Here is an 18,770-nt window from a genome sequence, read left to right on the forward strand (position 1 = left end):
GTTTTGATGCTTTGACGGAGGCAATTAGCCATTTAAGCCATAATATCAAGCAAATACTCTCATTTTGCCTTTAGGTTTACTTCTTTTCTCCTATTTACTCAAGAATGAAACAGCCCTGCCTGCCCTATCGGGCATCCCCCTTGCAAAAGAATCTCCCCCCTTTTGTAAGGGGGGCTGGGGGGGATCCTATGGGATATATAGCGTTTCAGGTTTTTTATCCCGAACTGATGTTCAATGAGTTGAATGTTTTCTAAAAGCATCTCTATTTGTAAAGCGCACAAAAAACTCTACCTCTCACGTTAAATGAGAAGCAGAATTTTAAAACAACTAAAAATTACTGATGACCAATGAAATAGAATGACGGCAGTAGAGAATTACTGGGGTTTATCGAAGAGTGTGGTGGTTCCGCCCTCTCTTTTAGCAGCTTTCCGATTCTTTTTCTCTTCTTTTGTAGCTTTAGGCTTTTTAGATTCTTTATTGCCCTTTTTTTCCTTTGACATAACGATATCTCCAATCAAAATTTTTATAATTTGGCTCAATTCTGTAGGGTTAGAAGCCTCGGTAGCCTAGAGTGACTCAAAGCTTCATAGCGATATTAGATACCTCGCACCTTGTAGCGATGTCGCTGGTATATGGTCATTATAGCTTGTAATCAACGATTCCGATCGCTTATAGAATCCGATGCGCGAACCCATACCCCCATGCTAGTGAGGGTTAAGAGCCCAAATTGAGTTGCTAAAGCTACATCTGCCGCATCTCGACCATAGGCGATCGCGACACGGTTCCCGCGAGGTTTGGGTTGCGTGGCGTCAAAGGTATACCAGCGATCGCCCACAAAGGCTTCAAACCAAGCATGGAGATCCATGGGTTTGAGTTCGTAAAGATAGCCAACTACCATACGTGCTGGAATCGTCAGACTACGGCATAGTGCAATTCCTAAATGAACAAAATCACGACATACACCCACGCGGGTTTCTACGGTTTCCATCGCTGATGTGGAGGCGTTGCTGGTTTCATAACGATACTCAATGTGGGTGTAAATCCAATTTCTAATCGCTTCCACCTGCTCGTAGGCAGACTCAATACCCGCAGTAATCTCATTGGCTAACCCACCGAGTAAATCCGATTGACAGTAGCGACTGGGTAGGAGAAATTGGAGGGTGTAATCTGGTAATTCCTGCACGAGAACGAAAGTTGCACAAGGATCGACATCAATTTCATCCGCTGTTTCCACCGTTGCCGAGGTGTCTACTTGAAATATGCCTTCAGGAACTAACAGTCGTTGACAGAGGTTGCCATAGCTATCGATATACTCAACTACAGGAACGTTGGGTTCAAACCGATATTCTTCGGACACTACTCGCTGCCCCAATCCACTAAGGGGTCGGAGCATGAGAATGAGAGGAGAAGGCGCGATCGCTTCAAATAAAAGTCGGCATCCTACATTCAACCGCATAAGTTCTCCACACTTGCAAAAGCAGAATATACCATTCTAGCGAATGCCTTGTCGAAACACTGCTGCTTCAATTTGAGAGTCGGGCAATTTATTGAGAATTCGGCAATTCGTGAATTGCTCCTACTCGCTTGATAAATATTCTATGAACATCTGGAAGTCGCCACCAAGGAATATAGGGACATGCATGATGTTCGTGATGATAGCCAAAATGATAACAAGCAATCAATGACCACAAAACAGGCAATGCATTTGTCTGCGATCGGTGTGAATTTTGATAGCCTGACTCTGGTTCTCGATGGGGTAAGAAAGTACCAAAGTAAAAGAGTTGCATTGAACTCAAAATCGGTGGAACTGTCCAAAAGAGAAGCAAATTGAGATAGGACACCTTCACAATCAAGCAAAGCATAACAAAGACAGCAGCAACCTTCATCAACTGAGTCCAGTTCCAATAATGGCTCATGAAGTGCAAGTACCAAGCTAGGAGACGCTTATGCTGACCATCGTGAAAATCTGGGTCGCGATCGCTGGCGGGATAAAGGTGATGCAGTTGGTGTTTTCGCAAAAGTTCTTGATAGGAAAAAAAACTATAGCAAAAGGCAGCCAATGAGCCAATCCAATCATTGAGTTGAGGATGCTGCGGACACACCGAACCATGCATGGCATCATGGATGGTAATAAATAATCCTGTATATAGAAAAGTTTGCCAAAGTAAGGCACTCAGGACGAACCATATGCCCAAATCAAAAAAATTAAGCCTTAGAAGAATCCCAAGACTGATTCCCCAGAGGCTAATAATAAGGCAGGCAACGAGAGTGCTATAAACGCTATCCTGTGGCTTTGTTAATTGCTTAATTTCTAAAAAGTTAAGGGTAGTGGTAGATAATTCAGCCAATACAGTTCTCCTTTAACTTCTATGAGACATTATATTTTTTACTCCGTTACACCTGGATTGTCGTCGCAGGGGCAATTCATGAATTGCCCCTGCGAGATCGAGAATGATGTCAAGAGAACGATTATTCCTCTGAATCGAAAGATTCTTCTTCATCTTCCAGATTATAAATTTCTGGCTCTAAAATACCATCTAGCTCTTCCATCATTTTTCGCTCTTGAAACTCATCCGTTTCATCGGTCTTGAATCTACCAGTTTTCTCCAGTCAGAAAAAGAGAGATTCTCTTCCTATAGAAGACGGAATCTTGTTAGATAAGCTCCGTCGAGGTTCCTGAGAAACCGCAGGATTATATAGTGTAGGCATTTTTATTCATTTTTAGAACAAATATGGATTAAGGAGATTTCCAACAAGTAAATTACCCGATGTAGGAGTAGCACCCCTTCGCTCACCCCGTGGTATCTAGGGCAACCACAGTGGGATTGCCCCTACAGTATTTGGTATGGATTTTCTTAGATATCACCTAATAACTCAAACGATTGAGTCCGTAAGCAGTTATGGGCGTATTAGGTTCAATAGTTCCTTGGGTGATGCCAAGAGATCGATCGCTACAAAGAAAATTTTGCCTTCAGGATCGAGCAAAAAACGCCATGCAATGTTCATGCCCACGCTACTACCAAACCAAGGGGTTTGAACTTTACCTGTCACTTTAATCGGGGTATAGCCTTCTTCCAATTTCTCAATCACACCTTGCTCTGGCATCATCTTCAACCCTTGGCATTCTGCTCGCATGTAGGCAAGGATTAATTCATGTCCAACAATTGGTTTTTGAAAAGGAGGTTGCAGAGAACCATTAGATGCGAACAGATTCACAGCCGCCTCAAAGTCATTTGCATTCATGCGATCGATATAGCCGAGAATTGTCGTATTCGTCACACCTTCGATTTTGGCTTGGGTTCGAGTTGCCATATCAGTCGGAACGACGACAGGGTCGGCAACATTTTCGGGGTGGGATAGATCCTTCGAGTCAAACCCCATGTTAACCACGGTGTTACGAAGAATGGTAATCTGTTGTCCTGGCTCGGCATTTTCGATGGATTGTAAAACAGTAGTTGCCTTAGGAGAAAGCTGATAGCCTTTAGGAATAGGAGCGACAATCCCCTGTTCCATCCATTCTCCGAGCTGATTCCAGAAACCAAGCTTAACATTCATGCTAAAGAAGCCATAGGAACGGCAGATTGGTGTATCCGCATGGTTTGCTAGATCGCACATCACCTGCGTTTGCTCAACGGGAGACATTTTCTTGATTTGGTCTAGCATTCCTTGGGCGAAAACCATACTGGCTGCACCTGGAGCAGCAATCGTAATCGTTTTGCCCATTTCAGTAAAGATAAACCAGATTAATGCTAGTTGATCTTCCGCTTTGAGTTGGTTAAATTGTTCGATCGTTTTAGGAACGACAGCAGCAGACTGAACCTCAGGAAAGATAGACTGTGCAGATTCGATGGTAAAAGGCATGGGATAAAAGCTCCAAAACTTGAATAAGGGTAAATTAGTCAGACGATATGGGTCGATACGAATGCTCTAGAAAAGGTGATACAGTCGTTATGTTTGTGAATGGATCTGATTCTAGAAGCTTGATGTTGGGATAAGCTGAGAACCTTATCAAGCGATCGCATTCAACATTTATACTTAGTTGACAGAAAATGTGATTTGTAGAAGTATGACAACAAGTAGAGCAACTCCTATGATTAGAAAGGAATGGTGCTATTGTTGTCTTGCTGAGGATATAGATGTCAGGCTCAATTGCGTAGTTATTGATGAGACCTATGGTTTAGGGTATAGTCAGAAGGTTCGCAAATATTTGCTCGAACTGCGGCGGGAATGAGTTCATTACCATCACATTGAGGGTTTTCCCTCCCATCTGAGTGTAGCTTATGGGTAACCTCTTATAAATCCTATAATTCCATCATAGTCTATATAAATCAGAAATGTATTGACCAATAAAACAGTTAATTACTCAAAGCCATACACTCTAAAATTTGTAGCTATTAGAAATATAAATATTCGATCTATATTCTATTTGCTCAATCGTTACTATATTTCTGCATCCAGTCGGGCAGAGATCGCTACCCTTTCGCTTCATTAACCCCTGCCATTGCAACAACAATTCTACGAACGGCAGCATCCTCTTCTCAGGATTTTACTCCTAGCTTCCGATCGGAGTCTAGTTAGGAACTTTAGCAAAAGATTTAGCAAGATCATTCACTTCATTCACATGCAACAGCCTACAGTCAACTCTGCTTAGTCTGATCCCATCGATTAGGGGTGAATGGATTTCTAAATATGATTCTGGTAATGCTGTAAATAAAATGCTTTCTCTTGAGAAAACCACGCGATCGAAAAGGCACTTTGCCTCACTGATTACTCGAACAATTTGAATATTCATAGCGTTATTGATGTAATAGCATAGGAAGTGCTTCGATCTGTCAATAGATGATTCAGTTCCTATGAGAGAAAGTAAATAAGTCATATTTTTAAGTCCAAATCAAATCAGATGAGTGATGAAATGTTTTGAATTTAAAGACTGTGGCACAGGGATGTTTGAGATCGTGTTTATACAAATGTTTGAAGTGCATAACTTGTATCAAAATGCATTCAAACTTTACAAGATTCCAGATAGGAGGTTGCTTGACTAACAGTCGAGCCGATTATGATAGGTACAATCAGATTGTTGGTTTTCTGTTCTCATTTACTCGATCGCATCACATACCCAACGCCGCGAATGGTTTGAATCAACCGCTTGGGATTATGCTCTTCGAGTTTGAGTCGCAGGGTGCGAACATAGACCTCAATGACATTGGAATCACCGCCAAAGTCATACCCCCAGACCTTCTCTAAAATGCGATCGCGGGTTAAGACCTGTTGGGGATTCGCCATCAAATATTCTAAGAGTTCAAATTCTCTCACGGTAAGCTCGATGAATTGTCCTGTCCGCTTGACTTCGCGTGTGAGACGATTTAAGCTCAGATCTTCAAACTGTAACGTATCTGTATTCTCTTCCTTAGTGCGGCGCAGGTGAGAACGAATTCTCGCTAGCAGTTCCTCAATGCTAAAAGGCTTGATGATATAGTCATCTGCACCAGCATCAAGCCCCATCACGCGATCGCTAATTTCATCCTTTGCCGTTACCAAAAGAATCGGTACTTTAATCCCCGTCGATCGCAATCGTCGGCAAATTTCAATCCCCGACAATCCTGGCATCATCCAGTCTAAAATCACCAAATCGGGAGAAATTTGTCGCGCTAGGGTTAAGCCAGTCAATCCGTCATTCGCCATGCTGACTTGGTAACCTTCGCAACTCAATTCCATTTCTACAAATTGAGCAAGTTTTATTTCATCTTCGATTAATAAAATTTGAGTTGCCATCGTTTTATCCTGACTATATCTAACAATTGAATTTAAAAACTGGACTTAAAAATTGAATTCAAACATTGACTTGCCCAGAAAAAGCGGTGTTTATGAAGCGGACGAGATCGGAAACATAACCGTGAACGTGCTGCCTTTACCCTGTTGTGACTGTAAGCCAATCGTACCGCCCATGGCTTCGGTTAACTCCTTAGCGATCGCTAAGCCGATGCCCGCACCACCCGTTGTTCGAGCGCGGGAGCGATCGACGCGATAAAACAGCTCAAAAATTTGACTATGTTCCTCATCAGGAATACCACAGCCTTGGTCGCAAATACCAATCGCCATGCGATCGGCAATTTTATTTAACTTTATGACAATCGGCGTATCTGGCGGGGAATATCGAATCGCATTTTCCATCAGCTCAATTAATATCTGCTGTAATTGATAGCGATCGGCCGCGATCGCCTCGAATTCCAGCAGCGATTCTGGTTGAATTTGGATGGTGCGTGTATGCTGTGTCTGAATTGTTTTTATGGCTTTATCCACTTCTGCTTTTACCAATAAAGCTTCCATATGAGGTGGCTCGATTCCATCACTGGCACGAGCGGCATCCAGCATTTTCTTGAGTAGCCCGATGGTTTGCTCCATTTCCGCGATCGCAATTTTTAAGGCTTCTTGCTGTTGAGCGGTCAAGTTATCTCCCCGCCGCAGCACGCTTTGCATATAGCCATAGATTAACGTCAGCGGCGTGCGTAACTCGTGAGAGATGTTACTAATTAGGTGCTTTTGCTGTAATTCCATCTCTTTGGCTTGTGCTATGGGCGGTTCTAAAGGAATAGATATTCTGGTTTTTGTGGTTTGAAGAAATGGCAACAGTTTTTAGATTTAGTAAGGTTCTAGTCAAGCGGAAATCGTAGTTATATCTATATTAACGATCTTTGCGGGTTTAACATGATTTAACTTTAAGCATTTCCCTAAGGAAATCTTAATTCTCGCTAAAGAAATTCTTAGGGTATATTCAGCGAATCTTCATATAAGGTAACCTGAGTTCAGGATAATAAGACCTATGTCTACGTGAGTTTGATTTTCCTAGAATTTGACCTCTCCCCAACCCCTCTCCTCGTAGGAGAGGGGCTTGAAAGCCTTATTTTCTTGCTCCTCCCTCGCCTTTTAGGAGAGGGAGGCTGGGAGGGAGAGGTTCATCAAACTTAGCTATGTCTGTATAAGTTAGCTGGCAAAGGGAAAATCGGAAATCCAGTTCGCGTTAAGATCGTAACGGCGTGCTTTGTAACCTCAAAAAATCTAATGATTTCGCATCTAGACTTTACACAAGCAGGTAAAATTCAACGCACGATGGAAGTGCTCTCTGCACTCAGTTATCGTGCGGGTGAGTTAAGTGCTTACTTGGAATCAACCGCCAAGAGTGTCAGCGAGCTTGTCGGGCTAGATTGGTCGGTGGTAACACTATGCCAAGACGGTCTCGAACGCGTACTTGCCAGTTCTATCGACATTGGCGAAGCCGCGAACGCAGTTTATGAGCTGCATGGCACATTGACAGGGCAGGTTGTTGAGAGCGGACATTGTCTGGCGGTAGAGAATACTGACCTAAACAAGGAATATGGAGAACCACCGGAGGGCTATCAATCCTATCTCGGTGTGCCTTTGCGTTTACCAACAGGAAGCGTAATCGGTACAATTTGTTCCTTTCATCAACAACCCAGAAAATTCACTCTAGAAGAAATTCGTCTAGTTGAGGTTTTTGCCGAAAGAGCGGCAACGGCGATCGATAACTATAATCTTTATCAACAGCAGCAGGAACTCAATCAGAAACTGCAACAGGAAATTGAGGAACGCAAGGCAGTAGAACAAGCGCTGCGGGAGAGAGAAGAGCAACTGCGCCAGATTGCGGAAAATTTGGAACCCGTCGTGTGGATGTATTCCCATGATGGCATCCCTCTCTATATTAGTCCGCCCTTTGAAAAGATATTTGGGATATCTAGCGAACTTTGGTATCGCGATCGCCATGCTTGGAAAAATACGATCCATTCTGAAGACCGAGAACAGGTATACGCTGCTTTCGATCGCTTTGATACCCAAAAATTCGATCTTGAATATCGAATTATCCGACCCGATGGTCAAGTGAGGATAATTCGCGATCGCTCGTTTCCGATTGTAGATAATTTAGGTCAAGTCTACCGAATTGCAGGGATTGCGGAGGATATTACGGAGCGCAAGCAGGAACAAGAAAAAACGCTACAGGCAATGCAACGGCTGTCAGAATTAGGTGGGTTGGCGGCAACAATCGTGCATGAAGTTCGCAATCCGCTAACAACTGTGTTGATGGGTTTGACTTATTTTCAGCGATTAGAATTATCTGATGGTGCGCGTAAACGTTTGGATTTATCTTTGGAGGAAGCAGAACGGCTGAAACGTTTATTAAATGAAATTTTGCTGTTTGCGAAACGTGAGGTTTTGCTTTCTGAGTCCGTAGAGTTAAATGATGAAATCGCAGAGATAGTTAAGAATATCGCTAGTAGCCCGATCGTTGCCGAAAGACAGATTGAATTTTATCCACTATCCGTTCCTATCTACGTGTCTGTGGATCGCGACAAGTTTAAGCAGGTTTTGATTAATTTATTGCAAAATGCCTGTGAAGCTGTTGCGGTAGGGGACTCTGTTTTCATGCATGTCCGTTGTGACGATATCCGCAGCGAAGTCTTGATTCAAATTTGTAATGGGGGCGATCGCATTCACCCTGAAATTCTAGCAAAACTGACGGAACCATTTTTTACGACGAAACCCTCGGGCAATGGTTTGGGTCTGGCGATTGTCAAAAAGATTGTAGAGGCTCACGGGGGGAGTTTTAAGCTAGAGCCGGGGACCACAGGCGGCGCGATCGTTGATGTGCGCTTGCCGATAAATTATGAGAGAACGCTGAGTGCAAAATAATTATTCTTTCATGGATATATTGGGAGATTCTTAAATCAACTTCATATCCACCTTAGCGAGGCTGGCGATTATTAAGTTTAGACGATTTCTCATTTAGAATTTACCCCACCCTAGCCCTCCCCTTGTANNAGATACGAATTGACTTCCCCCTAGAACAAGATTTCTAGTTTTCGCCCTTAAAGGGGGTAAGTCCGAGTTACTGGATTAAAGTAGTTTCTTTGCTAGAAACATCCTTAACCTAAACTCACTTTAGCTAGGACTTCCAACATCAAACAACAACCCAATTGAGAGAACGAATGACTATTTCCGATCGCAGAACGAGCGCAGTACGTTTGAGTAGTGGGCAATCTCGCCTGAGTCTAAAGCACTTAATCGCTCCGAAAGACATTCATCATGATTCAGGTATAGATGTTGTAAAAGGATTGAGGGAATCGCCTAAATCTATCCCTTCCAAATATTTTTACGATCAATTGGGTTCGGAATTATTCGAGCAGATCTGCGATCTCGACGAATACTATCCTACGCGGACTGAAGCGGCGATTTTGCAAAGCTATGCTGCTGAAATTGTGGCAATTACTGGGGAATGCGAGTTAATAGAACTAGGCAGTGGGAGTTCGACAAAAACTCGAATTTTGCTAGATGCTTATCGCGATCGCGGCGATCGTTTAAAGTACGTTCCCATCGATATTAGCAGTAGCATTCTCTCGAACAGCGCGATCGCTTTATTGTCTGATTATCCTACGTTGGCGATCGATGGCTTTGTGGGAACTTACGAATTAGGACTTCAGCATTTACCGCAACCTCACCTACCCACCAGATTGTTGTGCTTTTTGGGCAGTACGTTGGGTAATTTTAGTCCTGATGAATGCGATGTTTTCTGCGATCGCCTTGCTGGGGTGCTACAAGCAGGGGAATATTTGTTGTTGGGTGTCGATCTGCAAAAGCCAAAGTCAGTATTAGAGGCTGCATACAACGATAGTCTGGGTGTAACTGCTGCGTTTAATCTCAATCTTTTACGCCATCTCAATGACAAGTTTGAAGGTGATTTCGACCTCGATCGGTTTGAGCATGTGGCATTTTACAATCAGGAGCAGCATCAAATTGAAATGCATCTTCGCAGTCTTGGGCAGCAGAGGGTGGACTTGCGATCGCTCGATTTATCGATTGATCTAGAGGCAGATGAGACCATGCTCACGGAGATTTCGCGCAAGTTTAATCTAAAGCATCTCGCTCGCGATTTGGAAAGCAAAGGCTTCCGTCATATTAGGTCTTGGACTGACCCAAACCATTGGTATGGCTTGGTACTTTGTCAGATATTACCCTTACGATAGAATGAGGGTGCTATAATTAAGGGATTCGATAACGCGATCAATGGTCATGGTTGTAGAAATCTCCAAACTAACTGCGACAAAAGGATATCGCCCCCAAGCGATCGATACAACCATAGAGACAGACCTCCTATGTTTCGCGCTGCTCCGACAAAAGACCGTGCAGGAACATTTACAAATGGGAGCGCAACTAAACCGTAGTGCTCGTAAGTTCGCGATCGCAGGTTTCCGCCGCCAATTTGCCCATTTATCTTTTACTCAATTTAGCCGCAAACTAGCAGAGGCATGGCTGCCAAACTGTCCATCTACATATATTCCCCAAGGTTCGGAAATGACTTGGATTCAGGACTCGATTCAATTGGCAGGGCAGCTAGACTCCATTTTTAAACAGCTATCTATCCCTTACTATGTTACGGGTGGTGTTGCCGCGATCGCCTATGGAGAAATTCGTACTACCCAAGATTTAGACATTGTCATTGAGATTTCAACAGAGCAGATCGTTCGCCTATCAGACCTACTGGAACAACAAGGATTTTATGTGGCTGGGCTAGAGCAAGTGATTACAGAGCAAATGAAGACCTTACAAATCACTCATATTGAATCGATCTCTCGTGCCGATTTGATTGTTGCGGTAAGGAATGACTACGAGCAGTTGAAATTTACGCGGCGGCAATCTTATCCTCTAGAAAGTGGTATTGAAATCGATCTGGCTTCTCCTGAAGATTTAATCGTTAGTAAACTAAGCTGGCAGCAGTCTGAAAAGCAGTTACGTGATGTTTTAGGCATTTTGAAAATTCAAGCGGATAACCTCGATTTTGCTTATATTTACCATTGGGCAAAGGTATTTGGCTTGACTGAAGTTGTCGATCGCCTTTGTGTTGAAGCTGGATTGAAAGCGATCGCGGATTCCCGTCAGGATTTGAATTAATCGGTTTAGAGCGATCGTTAAAGATATTTAAGTAACTTCTTAGCGAATCTTCATTTTCCAACTCAGCCAATATGGAAAGATGCTATGGAAAGACCTCACTGGTCTGAAAGCATAAACATCTGAAACGAGCGCGAGGCAAAAGTGTTGGTAGCAATCAAAAATCCATTACTCAGAACTGTTACAGCCGCATTTACAGCACTTTCTATTGTTACGATCGGTGGCACTATAGCGATCGCTGTCACCAAATCAAATCACGAAACAGGCTACAAAACCGTTCTATATTCATCTCTAGCCGCTGCGATCGTGGGAGGTGCGCTAGGCTTAAGCCTCAAATATAAAGAGGTGAAAAAGTCCACTGAAACAGAACTTAATGCAGAAACGACTTGGAAAGATTGGCAGAATCTCAAAGTAGTCAGAAAAGTCAAAGAAAGCGAAGAAATTACTTCTTTTTACCTGAAACCAGAAGATCGTGGCGAACTTCCCAATTATCAACCAGGGCAGTTTTTGACGATTAAGCTAGATATTCCAGAACAAAAAAGACCGATCGTTCGCACCTATTCTCTCTCTGACTACAACCATGAATACTATCGCTTATCGATTAAGCGCGAAGGTGCTCCCAAGGATCGAGATCTCCCTCCGGGTGTTGCCTCTAACTTTATGCACGATCGCATTGAGGTAGGCTCGATTATTCCCGCGAAACCGCCTAGTGGTAAGTTTGTCCTAGATCCGAAAAAGTCTCTCCCTGCTGTCCTGATTAGTAATGGCGTCGGCATTACCCCCATGATTGCGATGGCTAAGGCTGTTACCCTTTTAAACCGCGATCGGCAAGTTTGGTTTCTGCATGGCGCAAGGTCAGGCAAATTTCACGCCTTCCGCGATGAGATGTTGGCAGTTGCCCAGAAAAATCCCAATTTGCATTTGCATTATTGCTACAGTCAACCTAGCCCCGAAGATGAAGGTCACTATCAAAGTACGGGCTATACGGATGCTGCCTTGGTGGAGCAACTCGTGCAACAAGAAGCCGAATATTTTCTCTGTGGTTCTCCTGCGTTTATGAAATCTTTAAGAGAAGGATTTATGGCAAGAGGCATCCCTGAGAGCCGAGTCTTCTTTGAGTCCTTCAGCAAAGAGCGTAAAGAGACTGTGCAAGCCGATAAGGTTATTGAGTCGGCGAAAGCAGACATAACTGGAGAATCTAAAGTCGAGTTTGCTAAGTCCGAAAAAAGTGTTACATGGAACCCTAACAGTGTTTCCCTTCTCGATTTTGCCGAAGAGAACGATCTAAACCCTGACTACAGTTGTCGCGCAGGAGTCTGCGGTACTTGCATGTGCAAATTACTGGAAGGGGAAGTAACCTATCTGGAGACCCCAACTGCAACTATAGACGAGGGTTCCGTGCTCATTTGCATCTCAAAACCCAAAACGGCAAAGATTGTTCTCGATCTCTAAAAATATTGAGAATTGCCATAATCGCCCTCCCAGACAACTTTTTATTTGGGAGAAATTTAGACAGACTAGTCTCGGTCTTGTGGCTTTGGCAGAAACACGAACAATTTTCGATCGCATCTATACTTTTAGAGAATGGTGAAGACATCAACTAACTTGCAACACGCTTTGCTTGCTTTGTGGGTTAATTAACAAGCGATCATACTCACCCACAGGTAGAGATTGGTTATAAACCACCTCCTCATTTCTAGAAATCTTGAGTTTCAGATTTTTGGGATGGCGACCATCTGCTTGATAGGAAAGCTTTGCCTGCACGTTTCCCGATCGCAGCGAGATTGTTTCGGAGATCGCTTGCTGGACTCCAGACAAGCACAGAACCATCAATCCTACACTCAACCCTAAAAGCGATCGTTTTTTTCCCATAGCCAATCACCAAAGACACAATACTTAAATTTATAGGATACGCATGAAAAACATAATAGTGCGTGAAGAAGCGAGGCTCAAGCAGCAAATGGAGGACTTTACCCCAGCATCCCCAACTCTAGATTAAATGTGTAACGCCTATTGAAAAATTAAAAAACCGCATGTTAATATATCGATTGTTCGATATAAATCATTTGGATGGCTTGGCTTAAATGCCCAAAATTATCGATCGCGAGCAATATCGCAAACAGCTTTTGCATAAAAGCTTCGATCTGCTTGCCGAGAAAAGCTATAGCGAAATTACCATGCGAGAAATTGCCAAAGGTTTGGCTGTATCTACTGGAACCCTCTATCATTATTTTCCCAGTAAAGAATCTCTGTTTTTGCAGTTGGTTGAAGAAATCACCCAGCGAGATATTTCACTCTTTTTCGCAGAAGTCCCTCCAGATCTAACCCTCAAGCAACGCATTGGAGCATTGATTGATCATGTGGAGAAATACCAAGACTATTTCTTTAAGCAAAATCTATTGTTTATGGACTTCTATCAACATCAGCGACTGAATGGAGTCCTAGATATGCAAATTTTGCAAGATGTATGGGAAAAAAACCGACAGGCGATCGCTGAATATCTAGAGATCTCTGACATGGCAATGATTGATTTCATGCTGACATTTTTTGATGGATTATTATTCGGAAAGCTCTATGAAGGGAAATGCGCTTCATTTAGCGAACGGACCTCTTTGCTAAAGCGTTGGATGACTTGTGAATTGGCATCGATAAATTGAGACAACAAAGATGAACTTTCAAATATTCTCAAAATATAAGTTTCTCAACCGTTGGACGATCGCCGCGATCGGATTGGGCATTTTGATGACAGGAGGGATTGTTACTTATGTTTTGTCTCAATTTGGGCAGGTTGGCGCTAGAAACTTATCTCAGCCAGATAACACAACAGTTACGACAAAGAAAGTTACGGCTTTAGGAAGACTCGAACCTGAAACCGAAATCGTTAAACTTGGAGTGCCAGTCATTTTAGATGGCGATCGCATCGCCGAACTGCAAGTAAAACAGGGCGACCGACTGGAAAAGGGGCAAATCATTGCCGTTTTAGATAGTCGCGATCGCCTGCAAGCGACTTTTGAGGAAGCACAGAAAAGAGTGTCGATCGCAGAGGCACGTTTAGCACAGGTGCAAGCAGGCGCAAAGTCTGGCGAGATTCAAGCGCAGTCGGCTACCATTCGGCGCATTCAAGCCGAATTACAGGGAGAGATGTCAACCCAAACTGCCGCGATCGCAAGGGTCGAAGCAGAGTTTAATAACGCTCAGACTGAGTTAAATCGATACCAGCAACTCTATCGCGAAGGTGGAATTTCCCAATCACTCCTTGATAGCAAACGTTTAACGATGGAAACCGCAGAGGCAAGACTGCGCGAGACGCGATCGTCTAGAACCAGAACCTCTGACACCTTGCGATCGCAGATCGACGAAGCTGAAGCCAATCTTTCTCGTATTGCGGAAGTTCGTCCTGTGGACATTCAGGTTGCTCAAGCCGAAATTGACAATGCGATCGCTGCGGTTAAACGGACAAAAACCGAACTCCAACAGGCTTATATTCGCGCTCCATTTGCGGGTCAGATCCTCAAAATTTATACTCGCGTTGGCGAGAAGGTGAGTTCGCAGGGAATCGCAGATTTTGGTCAAACGGCTCAAATGGTTGCGATCGCGGAGGTATATCAAACCGATGTCAACAAAATCCAAGTTGGACAAACTGCCAAGATTTCCAGTCAGGCATTTGTGGACGAAGTCAAGGGAACTGTGGTTCAAGTGGGCTTACAGGTTCTGCGCCAAAACGTGTTTAGCAATCAACCTGGCGAGAATCTCGATCGCCGCGTGGTGGAGGTCAAAATTCGCTTAACAGCCAAAGATAGCAAACGGGTAGAAAAATTTACCAATCTCCAAGTTCAAGTTGCCATCGATCTAGAAAAATGATGAAAAGCTCTATATTGTTCAATTCGGAAATGCTCATGGCGATCTCTTGGGCTTGGAGCTGTGGCGAAGATATCGAATATTTCATTGCCTACGATCCTGATGTAATTAACGTGCTATTTACAATTGCGATGTTTAAACCCATTGAAATTCTAGTTGAATACCTGTCTCAAAAAAGAGGGAAAGATGCTGCGTAAACTCTTAAAACGAACTCCTCTAGCATGGATGCAGGTCAAAAGAGAGAAAACTCGCCTACTTGTAGCGATCGCAGGTATTACGTTTGCAACCCTGCTCATATTTATTCAAATGGGATTTGAAGGAGCGCTCTATGACGCAGCGATTAAACCCCATCGCAATCTGCAAGCTGATATCGTTTTGATTAATCCTCAGTTTCAAACGCTGTTTTCCGTGAAAAGTTTCTCACGCGATCGCCTCTACCAAACCTTAAGCTATGAAGGTGTCGAGTCGGTAAGTCCTGTATATATTAATACTGGTCAATGGCAAAATCCCGAGACAAGGCTGAGTCGAGCCATTTTGATTTGGGGAATCGATCCAACTAAACCTGCGTTCAAGTTTGAAGAAGTCAATCAAAATCTCAATGAACTGAAACAGCTAAATCATGTTCTCTTCGATCGCGCCAGCCGTCCTGAATACGGAGAGATCGGGACAATATTCGATCGAAAGGGCGGTCTAGAGACAGAACTCAATAACAAGGTCATCACTGTTAAGGGTTTATTTACCAATGGGGCTTCCTTTGCAGCCGATGGCAATGTAATTGCCAGCGACTCTACTTTTTTGCAGTTATTTCCAACTCGCCAACCTGACCAGATCGAGGTGGGCTTAATCAGGCTCAAAAGTGGTGTGGATCCCGAAAAAATGCGATCGCAATTAATTAAAGGACTTCCCTCAGACATCAAAGTTCTGACCCTTGAAGGATTTGCTCAAATCGAAAAAGAATACTGGTCAAATGGAACGGGAATCGGCTTTATTTTTGGTTTAGGGGTAATCGTAGGTTTTATCGTGGGTATTGTGATCGTCTATCAAATCCTCTATGCCGATGTATCGGATCACTTGCCTGAATATGCCACCTTAAAAGCGATGGGCTACAGCGATCGCTATTTACTCGCTGTCCTCATGCAAGAAGCTTTACTCCTTGCTGTATTGGGCTACATCCCGGGCTTCATTCTCTCGTTCGGGCTCTATCAGGTTGCCTATTTTGCTACGCTCTTGCCAATTTCGATGACCAGCGAACGGGCGATTACAGTGTTGGTTATGACAATTTTGATGTGCAGTATTTCAGGCGTAATTTCAATGCGAAAACTTCGATCTGCCGATCCTGCAGATGTTTTCTAACCCTTCCTTTGAACCCTGTTGAGATTTCATATCTAATTCTTATTTATGTTTCAAGACTCCCAGATTCAATCTTTTTCGCACAACTCAGACACCGAACTGATTTCTGGCGACTCAATAATTTCCATTCGCAATCTCAATCACTATTTTGGGCAGTTAGAGCATTTGGAGCTTCGCAAACAAGTTCTGTTTGATATTAATCTGGATATTGCTAAAGGCGAAATTGTGATTATGACTGGGCCCTCTGGTTCTGGCAAAACTACGTTACTGAGTTTAATGGGTGGTTTACGAACGGTACAGGAAGGTAGTCTCAAAATCTTAGGTTGGGAAATGTGTAACGCTTCAAAACAAAAACTTGTGGAGGTGCGTCGCCAAATTGGTTTTATTTTTCAGTCCCACAATTTGATGACCTTTTTGACCGCAAAACAAAATGTGCGAATGGCGATCGAATTACACGATCGCATGCTCGATCTCGATATGGATGCCCTTGCAGTCCAAATTTTAGAGTATGTGGGCTTGAAAGATCGCGTTGACTACTATTCAGATAGTCTGTCTGGGGGACAAAAGCAGCGGGTCGCGATCGCAAGGGCTTTAGTCATGCAACCCCAAATAGTTTTAGCCGATGAGCCGACTGCGGCACTCGATAAAAAGTCTGGACGTGATGTGGTTGAGATCGTGCAAAAACTCGCAAAAGAACAGGGCTGTGCAATTCTATTAGTTACCCATGACAATCGCATTCTTGATATTGCCGATCGGATTATCTATATGGAAGATGGAAAGTTGCAAGAGAACTGATTTTTCATGGTATGGGGGCAGTTCCATTCAGACGAGCGATTATGAGTATTTCCTGAGTCACAAATTAAAGAAGATTTATAAATCTATCAGGATACTTCAGCTAACTCCTTAGGAAGCTATAACCTCTATTTCCGTTTCTCGAACCACAATTCTCTCAAGTTAGCTCGATCGCATGACGACTGACCCTAAAACAATTCTTGAGGAAAAGGTCATGAAACTGGAAGGAAAAGTAGCACTGGTAACGGGTAGTAGCGGTGGTATCGGTCAGGGTATCGCAATTCGCCTTGCCAAAGAAGGGGCTAGTGTCGTGGTTAATTATCGTTCAAACCCAGAAGGTGCTGAAGAGACCTTATCGAAAGTCAAAGCAGAAGGCGGCAATTGTCACATGGCAGAGGGCTTTTGCGATAACGATCGCGGTTACAGCATTGGAGCCGATTTGGGCATGTTAGACGATGTACGTCACCTGATCTCGCAAAGCATCGAGCATTTCGGTCGGCTGGACATTCTCGTGAACAATGCGGGCATTGAGAAACATGCGGACTTTTGGGACGTAACGGAAGCAGATTATGAAGCGGTGATGAATGTGAACTTCAAAGGTGTCTTTTTTGCTACCCAAGCCTTTGTGAAGTATTTACTTCAAGAAAAAAAGCAAGGACGGATTATTAACATTAGTTCCGTCCATGAAGAATTGCCTTTCCCTCACTTCACCGCCTACTGCGCTAGTAAAGGCGCATTGAAGATGATGACGCGGAACCTTGCGGTTGAACTTGGATCCTATGGGATTACGATTAACAACGTTGCTCCTGGAGCGATCGAGACGCCGATCAACAAAAAGCTGCTCAACGATCCAGAGAAACTTCTGCCCTTATTAAAGAATATTCCCTTAGGTCGTCTAGGACAGCCCGATGATGTGGCTTCGATGGTAGCTTTCTTGGCTTCCGAAGATGCTGGCTATATTACAGGCTCCACCTTTGTGGTGGATGGCGGTCTACTGTGGAACTATCAGGAGCAGTAATGAAAGCGCAACCTCTCCATTGGCAAGAATATCTGATTGAAGCAGCTAGTTTAGGCTTATTTATGATTTCAGCGTCATCGGTGGTTGCTTTTGTGGAACTGCCGAGTTCTCCTTTACGGCAAGCGATCGCCGATCCACTCTTACGTCGCTTTTTGATTGGCATCGCCATGGGACTGACCGCGATCGCGCTGATCTATTCTCCTTGGGGCAAGCGATCTGGAGCGCATATCAACCCATCCGTAACCCTGACATTTTGGCGACTCAAAAAAATCACCACTTGGGATGCTGGCTGTTATGTTCTGGCACAGTTCATGGGTGGCATAACGGGCATATGGCTAGCTGGCATTTTGATTGGGAAAGCGATCGCCGATCCAGCGATTAACTATGTGGTGACAACGCCGGGATCGGCAGGGGATTTGGTGGCATTCTTAGCGGAATTTGTCATATCCTTCTGTCTGATGACGATGGTATTGCAGGTATCCAATCGCGCGAATCTGTCTCAATTCACAGGATTGTTTGCTGGGATTCTAGTTGCGACCTATATTACGCTCGAAGCACCAATCTCAGGCATGAGTATGAATCCCGCACGCACGCTAGGTTCTGCTTTTTCTGCACAGATTTGGCAGAGCATTTGGATTTATTTCACCGCCCCACCCTTGGGAATGTTGCTTGCTGCCGAGGCTTATCTACGCTTGGGTAAAAAGAAGCGCAATTCTGAGCTGTGTTGCAAACTCTGCCCCAATGGTTCCACGCCCTGTATTAGTCCCCTTTGCTGTCAGCAGTGCAAACTCTGAGC

General features: G+C 43.8%; 20 protein-coding genes. 12 read left to right on the top strand and 8 right to left on the bottom strand.

Annotated features, from left to right (window positions below):
• Positions 1-374: 374 nt before the first annotated feature.
• The 4 genes from ACP2WE_RS14530 to ACP2WE_RS14545 all read right to left on the bottom strand — a co-directional run bounded on the left by ACP2WE_RS14530 (position 375) and on the right by ACP2WE_RS14545 (position 3,861).
• A complete protein-coding gene (locus ACP2WE_RS14530; protein ID WP_330483535.1) occupies positions 375-500 on the bottom strand; it encodes a hypothetical protein in 126 nt (41 codons plus the stop codon).
• Positions 501-652: 152 nt separating this feature from the next.
• A complete protein-coding gene (locus ACP2WE_RS14535; RefSeq protein WP_425216268.1) occupies positions 653-1,456 on the bottom strand; it encodes a transglutaminase domain-containing protein in 804 nt (267 codons plus the stop codon).
• 88 nt (positions 1,457-1,544) lie between these two features.
• Positions 1,545-2,348: a beta-carotene ketolase CrtW gene (crtW, locus tag ACP2WE_RS14540; RefSeq protein ID WP_425216269.1), complete on the bottom strand. Its 804-nt coding sequence runs from the start codon at positions 2,346-2,348 to the stop codon at positions 1,545-1,547.
• A 550-nt stretch (positions 2,349-2,898) separates the two neighbouring features.
• On the bottom strand, positions 2,899-3,861 hold the full coding sequence (locus ACP2WE_RS14545) for an orange carotenoid protein N-terminal domain-containing protein (RefSeq protein WP_425216270.1): 963 nt from the start codon (positions 3,859-3,861) through the stop codon (positions 2,899-2,901).
• Between the two features lie 229 nt (positions 3,862-4,090).
• Here ACP2WE_RS14545 and ACP2WE_RS14550 point away from each other — a divergent pair, with 229 nt between their 5' ends.
• Complete coding sequence (locus ACP2WE_RS14550; protein WP_425216271.1) at positions 4,091-4,231, top strand: hypothetical protein; 141 nt, start codon at positions 4,091-4,093, stop codon at positions 4,229-4,231.
• Positions 4,232-4,570: 339 nt separating this feature from the next.
• Here ACP2WE_RS14550 and ACP2WE_RS14555 read toward each other — a convergent pair whose 3' ends face one another.
• From ACP2WE_RS14555 to ACP2WE_RS14565, 3 genes are all read right to left on the bottom strand, one after another.
• Positions 4,571-4,876 carry a DUF1830 domain-containing protein gene (locus tag ACP2WE_RS14555; RefSeq protein WP_425216272.1) on the bottom strand — a complete coding sequence of 102 codons (306 nt, stop codon included), beginning with the start codon at positions 4,874-4,876 and terminating at the stop codon, positions 4,571-4,573.
• A 215-nt stretch (positions 4,877-5,091) separates the two neighbouring features.
• The gene (locus ACP2WE_RS14560; RefSeq protein ID WP_425216273.1) at positions 5,092-5,772 is read right to left on the bottom strand and encodes a response regulator transcription factor; all 681 of its coding nucleotides are present in this window, start codon (positions 5,770-5,772) and stop codon (positions 5,092-5,094) included.
• Between the two features lie 90 nt (positions 5,773-5,862).
• Positions 5,863-6,627 (bottom strand): sensor histidine kinase, encoded by a 765-nt coding sequence (locus ACP2WE_RS14565; protein ID WP_425216274.1) that lies wholly within the window; start codon positions 6,625-6,627, stop codon positions 5,863-5,865.
• 432 nt (positions 6,628-7,059) lie between these two features.
• On the opposite strand from ACP2WE_RS14565, the gene ACP2WE_RS14570 reads away from it, so the two are divergent.
• The 4 genes from ACP2WE_RS14570 to ACP2WE_RS14585 all read left to right on the top strand — a co-directional run bounded on the left by ACP2WE_RS14570 (position 7,060) and on the right by ACP2WE_RS14585 (position 12,408).
• Complete coding sequence (locus ACP2WE_RS14570; RefSeq protein WP_425216275.1) at positions 7,060-8,703, top strand: ATP-binding protein; 1,644 nt, start codon at positions 7,060-7,062, stop codon at positions 8,701-8,703.
• A 296-nt stretch (positions 8,704-8,999) separates the two neighbouring features.
• The gene (gene egtD / locus ACP2WE_RS14575; RefSeq protein ID WP_425216276.1) at positions 9,000-10,034 is read left to right on the top strand and encodes an L-histidine N(alpha)-methyltransferase; all 1,035 of its coding nucleotides are present in this window, start codon (positions 9,000-9,002) and stop codon (positions 10,032-10,034) included.
• 46 nt (positions 10,035-10,080) lie between these two features.
• Positions 10,081-10,959, top strand: a complete 879-nt coding sequence (locus tag ACP2WE_RS14580; RefSeq protein ID WP_425216277.1) for a hypothetical protein — start codon at positions 10,081-10,083, stop codon at positions 10,957-10,959.
• Positions 10,960-11,100: 141 nt separating this feature from the next.
• On the top strand, positions 11,101-12,408 hold the full coding sequence (locus ACP2WE_RS14585) for a 2Fe-2S iron-sulfur cluster-binding protein (RefSeq protein WP_425216278.1): 1,308 nt from the start codon (positions 11,101-11,103) through the stop codon (positions 12,406-12,408).
• Positions 12,409-12,552: 144 nt separating this feature from the next.
• Here ACP2WE_RS14585 and ACP2WE_RS14590 read toward each other — a convergent pair whose 3' ends face one another.
• Entirely contained in the window at positions 12,553-12,828 is a 276-nt protein-coding gene (locus tag ACP2WE_RS14590) for a hypothetical protein (protein ID WP_425216279.1), read from the bottom strand.
• A 212-nt stretch (positions 12,829-13,040) separates the two neighbouring features.
• Between ACP2WE_RS14590 and ACP2WE_RS14595 the strand changes: the two genes are divergently transcribed.
• From ACP2WE_RS14595 to ACP2WE_RS14625, 7 genes are all read left to right on the top strand, one after another.
• Positions 13,041-13,613 carry a TetR/AcrR family transcriptional regulator gene (locus ACP2WE_RS14595; protein WP_425216280.1) on the top strand — a complete coding sequence of 191 codons (573 nt, stop codon included), beginning with the start codon at positions 13,041-13,043 and terminating at the stop codon, positions 13,611-13,613.
• Between the two features lie 10 nt (positions 13,614-13,623).
• The gene (locus tag ACP2WE_RS14600) at positions 13,624-14,817 is read left to right on the top strand and encodes an ABC exporter membrane fusion protein (RefSeq protein ID WP_425216281.1); all 1,194 of its coding nucleotides are present in this window, start codon (positions 13,624-13,626) and stop codon (positions 14,815-14,817) included.
• A 35-nt stretch (positions 14,818-14,852) separates the two neighbouring features.
• Positions 14,853-15,011: a hypothetical protein gene (locus ACP2WE_RS14605; RefSeq protein ID WP_425216282.1), complete on the top strand. Its 159-nt coding sequence runs from the start codon at positions 14,853-14,855 to the stop codon at positions 15,009-15,011.
• Entirely contained in the window at positions 15,001-16,167 is a 1,167-nt protein-coding gene (devC, locus tag ACP2WE_RS14610) for an ABC transporter permease DevC (RefSeq protein WP_425216283.1), read from the top strand. Before ACP2WE_RS14605 ends, devC begins: the two co-directional genes overlap by 11 nt.
• Before the next feature lie 45 nt (positions 16,168-16,212).
• Complete coding sequence (locus tag ACP2WE_RS14615; RefSeq protein WP_425216284.1) at positions 16,213-16,959, top strand: DevA family ABC transporter ATP-binding protein; 747 nt, start codon at positions 16,213-16,215, stop codon at positions 16,957-16,959.
• A gap of 211 nt (positions 16,960-17,170) precedes the next feature.
• Positions 17,171-17,974 carry an SDR family NAD(P)-dependent oxidoreductase gene (locus ACP2WE_RS14620; protein WP_425216385.1) on the top strand — a complete coding sequence of 268 codons (804 nt, stop codon included), beginning with the start codon at positions 17,171-17,173 and terminating at the stop codon, positions 17,972-17,974.
• Positions 17,974-18,768: an MIP/aquaporin family protein gene (locus ACP2WE_RS14625; protein ID WP_425216285.1), complete on the top strand. Its 795-nt coding sequence runs from the start codon at positions 17,974-17,976 to the stop codon at positions 18,766-18,768. Before ACP2WE_RS14620 ends, ACP2WE_RS14625 begins: the two co-directional genes overlap by 1 nt.
• Positions 18,769-18,770 lie beyond the last annotated feature (2 nt).

This window comes from Tumidithrix helvetica PCC 7403 (assembly GCF_965232925.1).
In the GTDB taxonomy this organism is placed as follows: domain Bacteria; phylum Cyanobacteriota; class Cyanobacteriia; order Pseudanabaenales; family Pseudanabaenaceae; genus Tumidithrix; species Tumidithrix helvetica.

Excerpts from the sequence above, each read along its gene's own strand:
- ACP2WE_RS14530 (WP_330483535.1), bottom strand. The coding sequence starts at position 500 with ATGTCAAAGGAAAAAAAGGGCAATAAAGAATCTAAAAAGCCTAAAGCT.
- ACP2WE_RS14535 (WP_425216268.1), bottom strand. The coding sequence starts at position 1,456 with ATGCGGTTGAATGTAGGATGCCGACTTTTATTTGAAGCGATCGCGCCT.
- ACP2WE_RS14545 (WP_425216270.1), bottom strand. The coding sequence starts at position 3,861 with ATGCCTTTTACCATCGAATCTGCACAGTCTATCTTTCCTGAGGTTCAG.
- ACP2WE_RS14550 (WP_425216271.1), top strand. The coding sequence starts at position 4,091 with ATGATTAGAAAGGAATGGTGCTATTGTTGTCTTGCTGAGGATATAGAT.
- ACP2WE_RS14555 (WP_425216272.1), bottom strand. The coding sequence starts at position 4,876 with ATGACTTATTTACTTTCTCTCATAGGAACTGAATCATCTATTGACAGA.
- ACP2WE_RS14560 (WP_425216273.1), bottom strand. The coding sequence starts at position 5,772 with ATGGCAACTCAAATTTTATTAATCGAAGATGAAATAAAACTTGCTCAA.
- ACP2WE_RS14570 (WP_425216275.1), top strand. The coding sequence starts at position 7,060 with ATGATTTCGCATCTAGACTTTACACAAGCAGGTAAAATTCAACGCACG.
- egtD (WP_425216276.1), top strand. The coding sequence starts at position 9,000 with ATGACTATTTCCGATCGCAGAACGAGCGCAGTACGTTTGAGTAGTGGG.
- ACP2WE_RS14580 (WP_425216277.1), top strand. The coding sequence starts at position 10,081 with ATGGTTGTAGAAATCTCCAAACTAACTGCGACAAAAGGATATCGCCCC.
- ACP2WE_RS14590 (WP_425216279.1), bottom strand. The coding sequence starts at position 12,828 with ATGGGAAAAAAACGATCGCTTTTAGGGTTGAGTGTAGGATTGATGGTT.
- ACP2WE_RS14595 (WP_425216280.1), top strand. The coding sequence starts at position 13,041 with ATGCCCAAAATTATCGATCGCGAGCAATATCGCAAACAGCTTTTGCAT.
- ACP2WE_RS14600 (WP_425216281.1), top strand. The coding sequence starts at position 13,624 with ATGAACTTTCAAATATTCTCAAAATATAAGTTTCTCAACCGTTGGACG.
- ACP2WE_RS14605 (WP_425216282.1), top strand. The coding sequence starts at position 14,853 with ATGGCGATCTCTTGGGCTTGGAGCTGTGGCGAAGATATCGAATATTTC.
- devC (WP_425216283.1), top strand. The coding sequence starts at position 15,001 with ATGCTGCGTAAACTCTTAAAACGAACTCCTCTAGCATGGATGCAGGTC.
- ACP2WE_RS14615 (WP_425216284.1), top strand. The coding sequence starts at position 16,213 with ATGTTTCAAGACTCCCAGATTCAATCTTTTTCGCACAACTCAGACACC.
- ACP2WE_RS14620 (WP_425216385.1), top strand. The coding sequence starts at position 17,171 with ATGAAACTGGAAGGAAAAGTAGCACTGGTAACGGGTAGTAGCGGTGGT.
- ACP2WE_RS14625 (WP_425216285.1), top strand. The coding sequence starts at position 17,974 with ATGAAAGCGCAACCTCTCCATTGGCAAGAATATCTGATTGAAGCAGCT.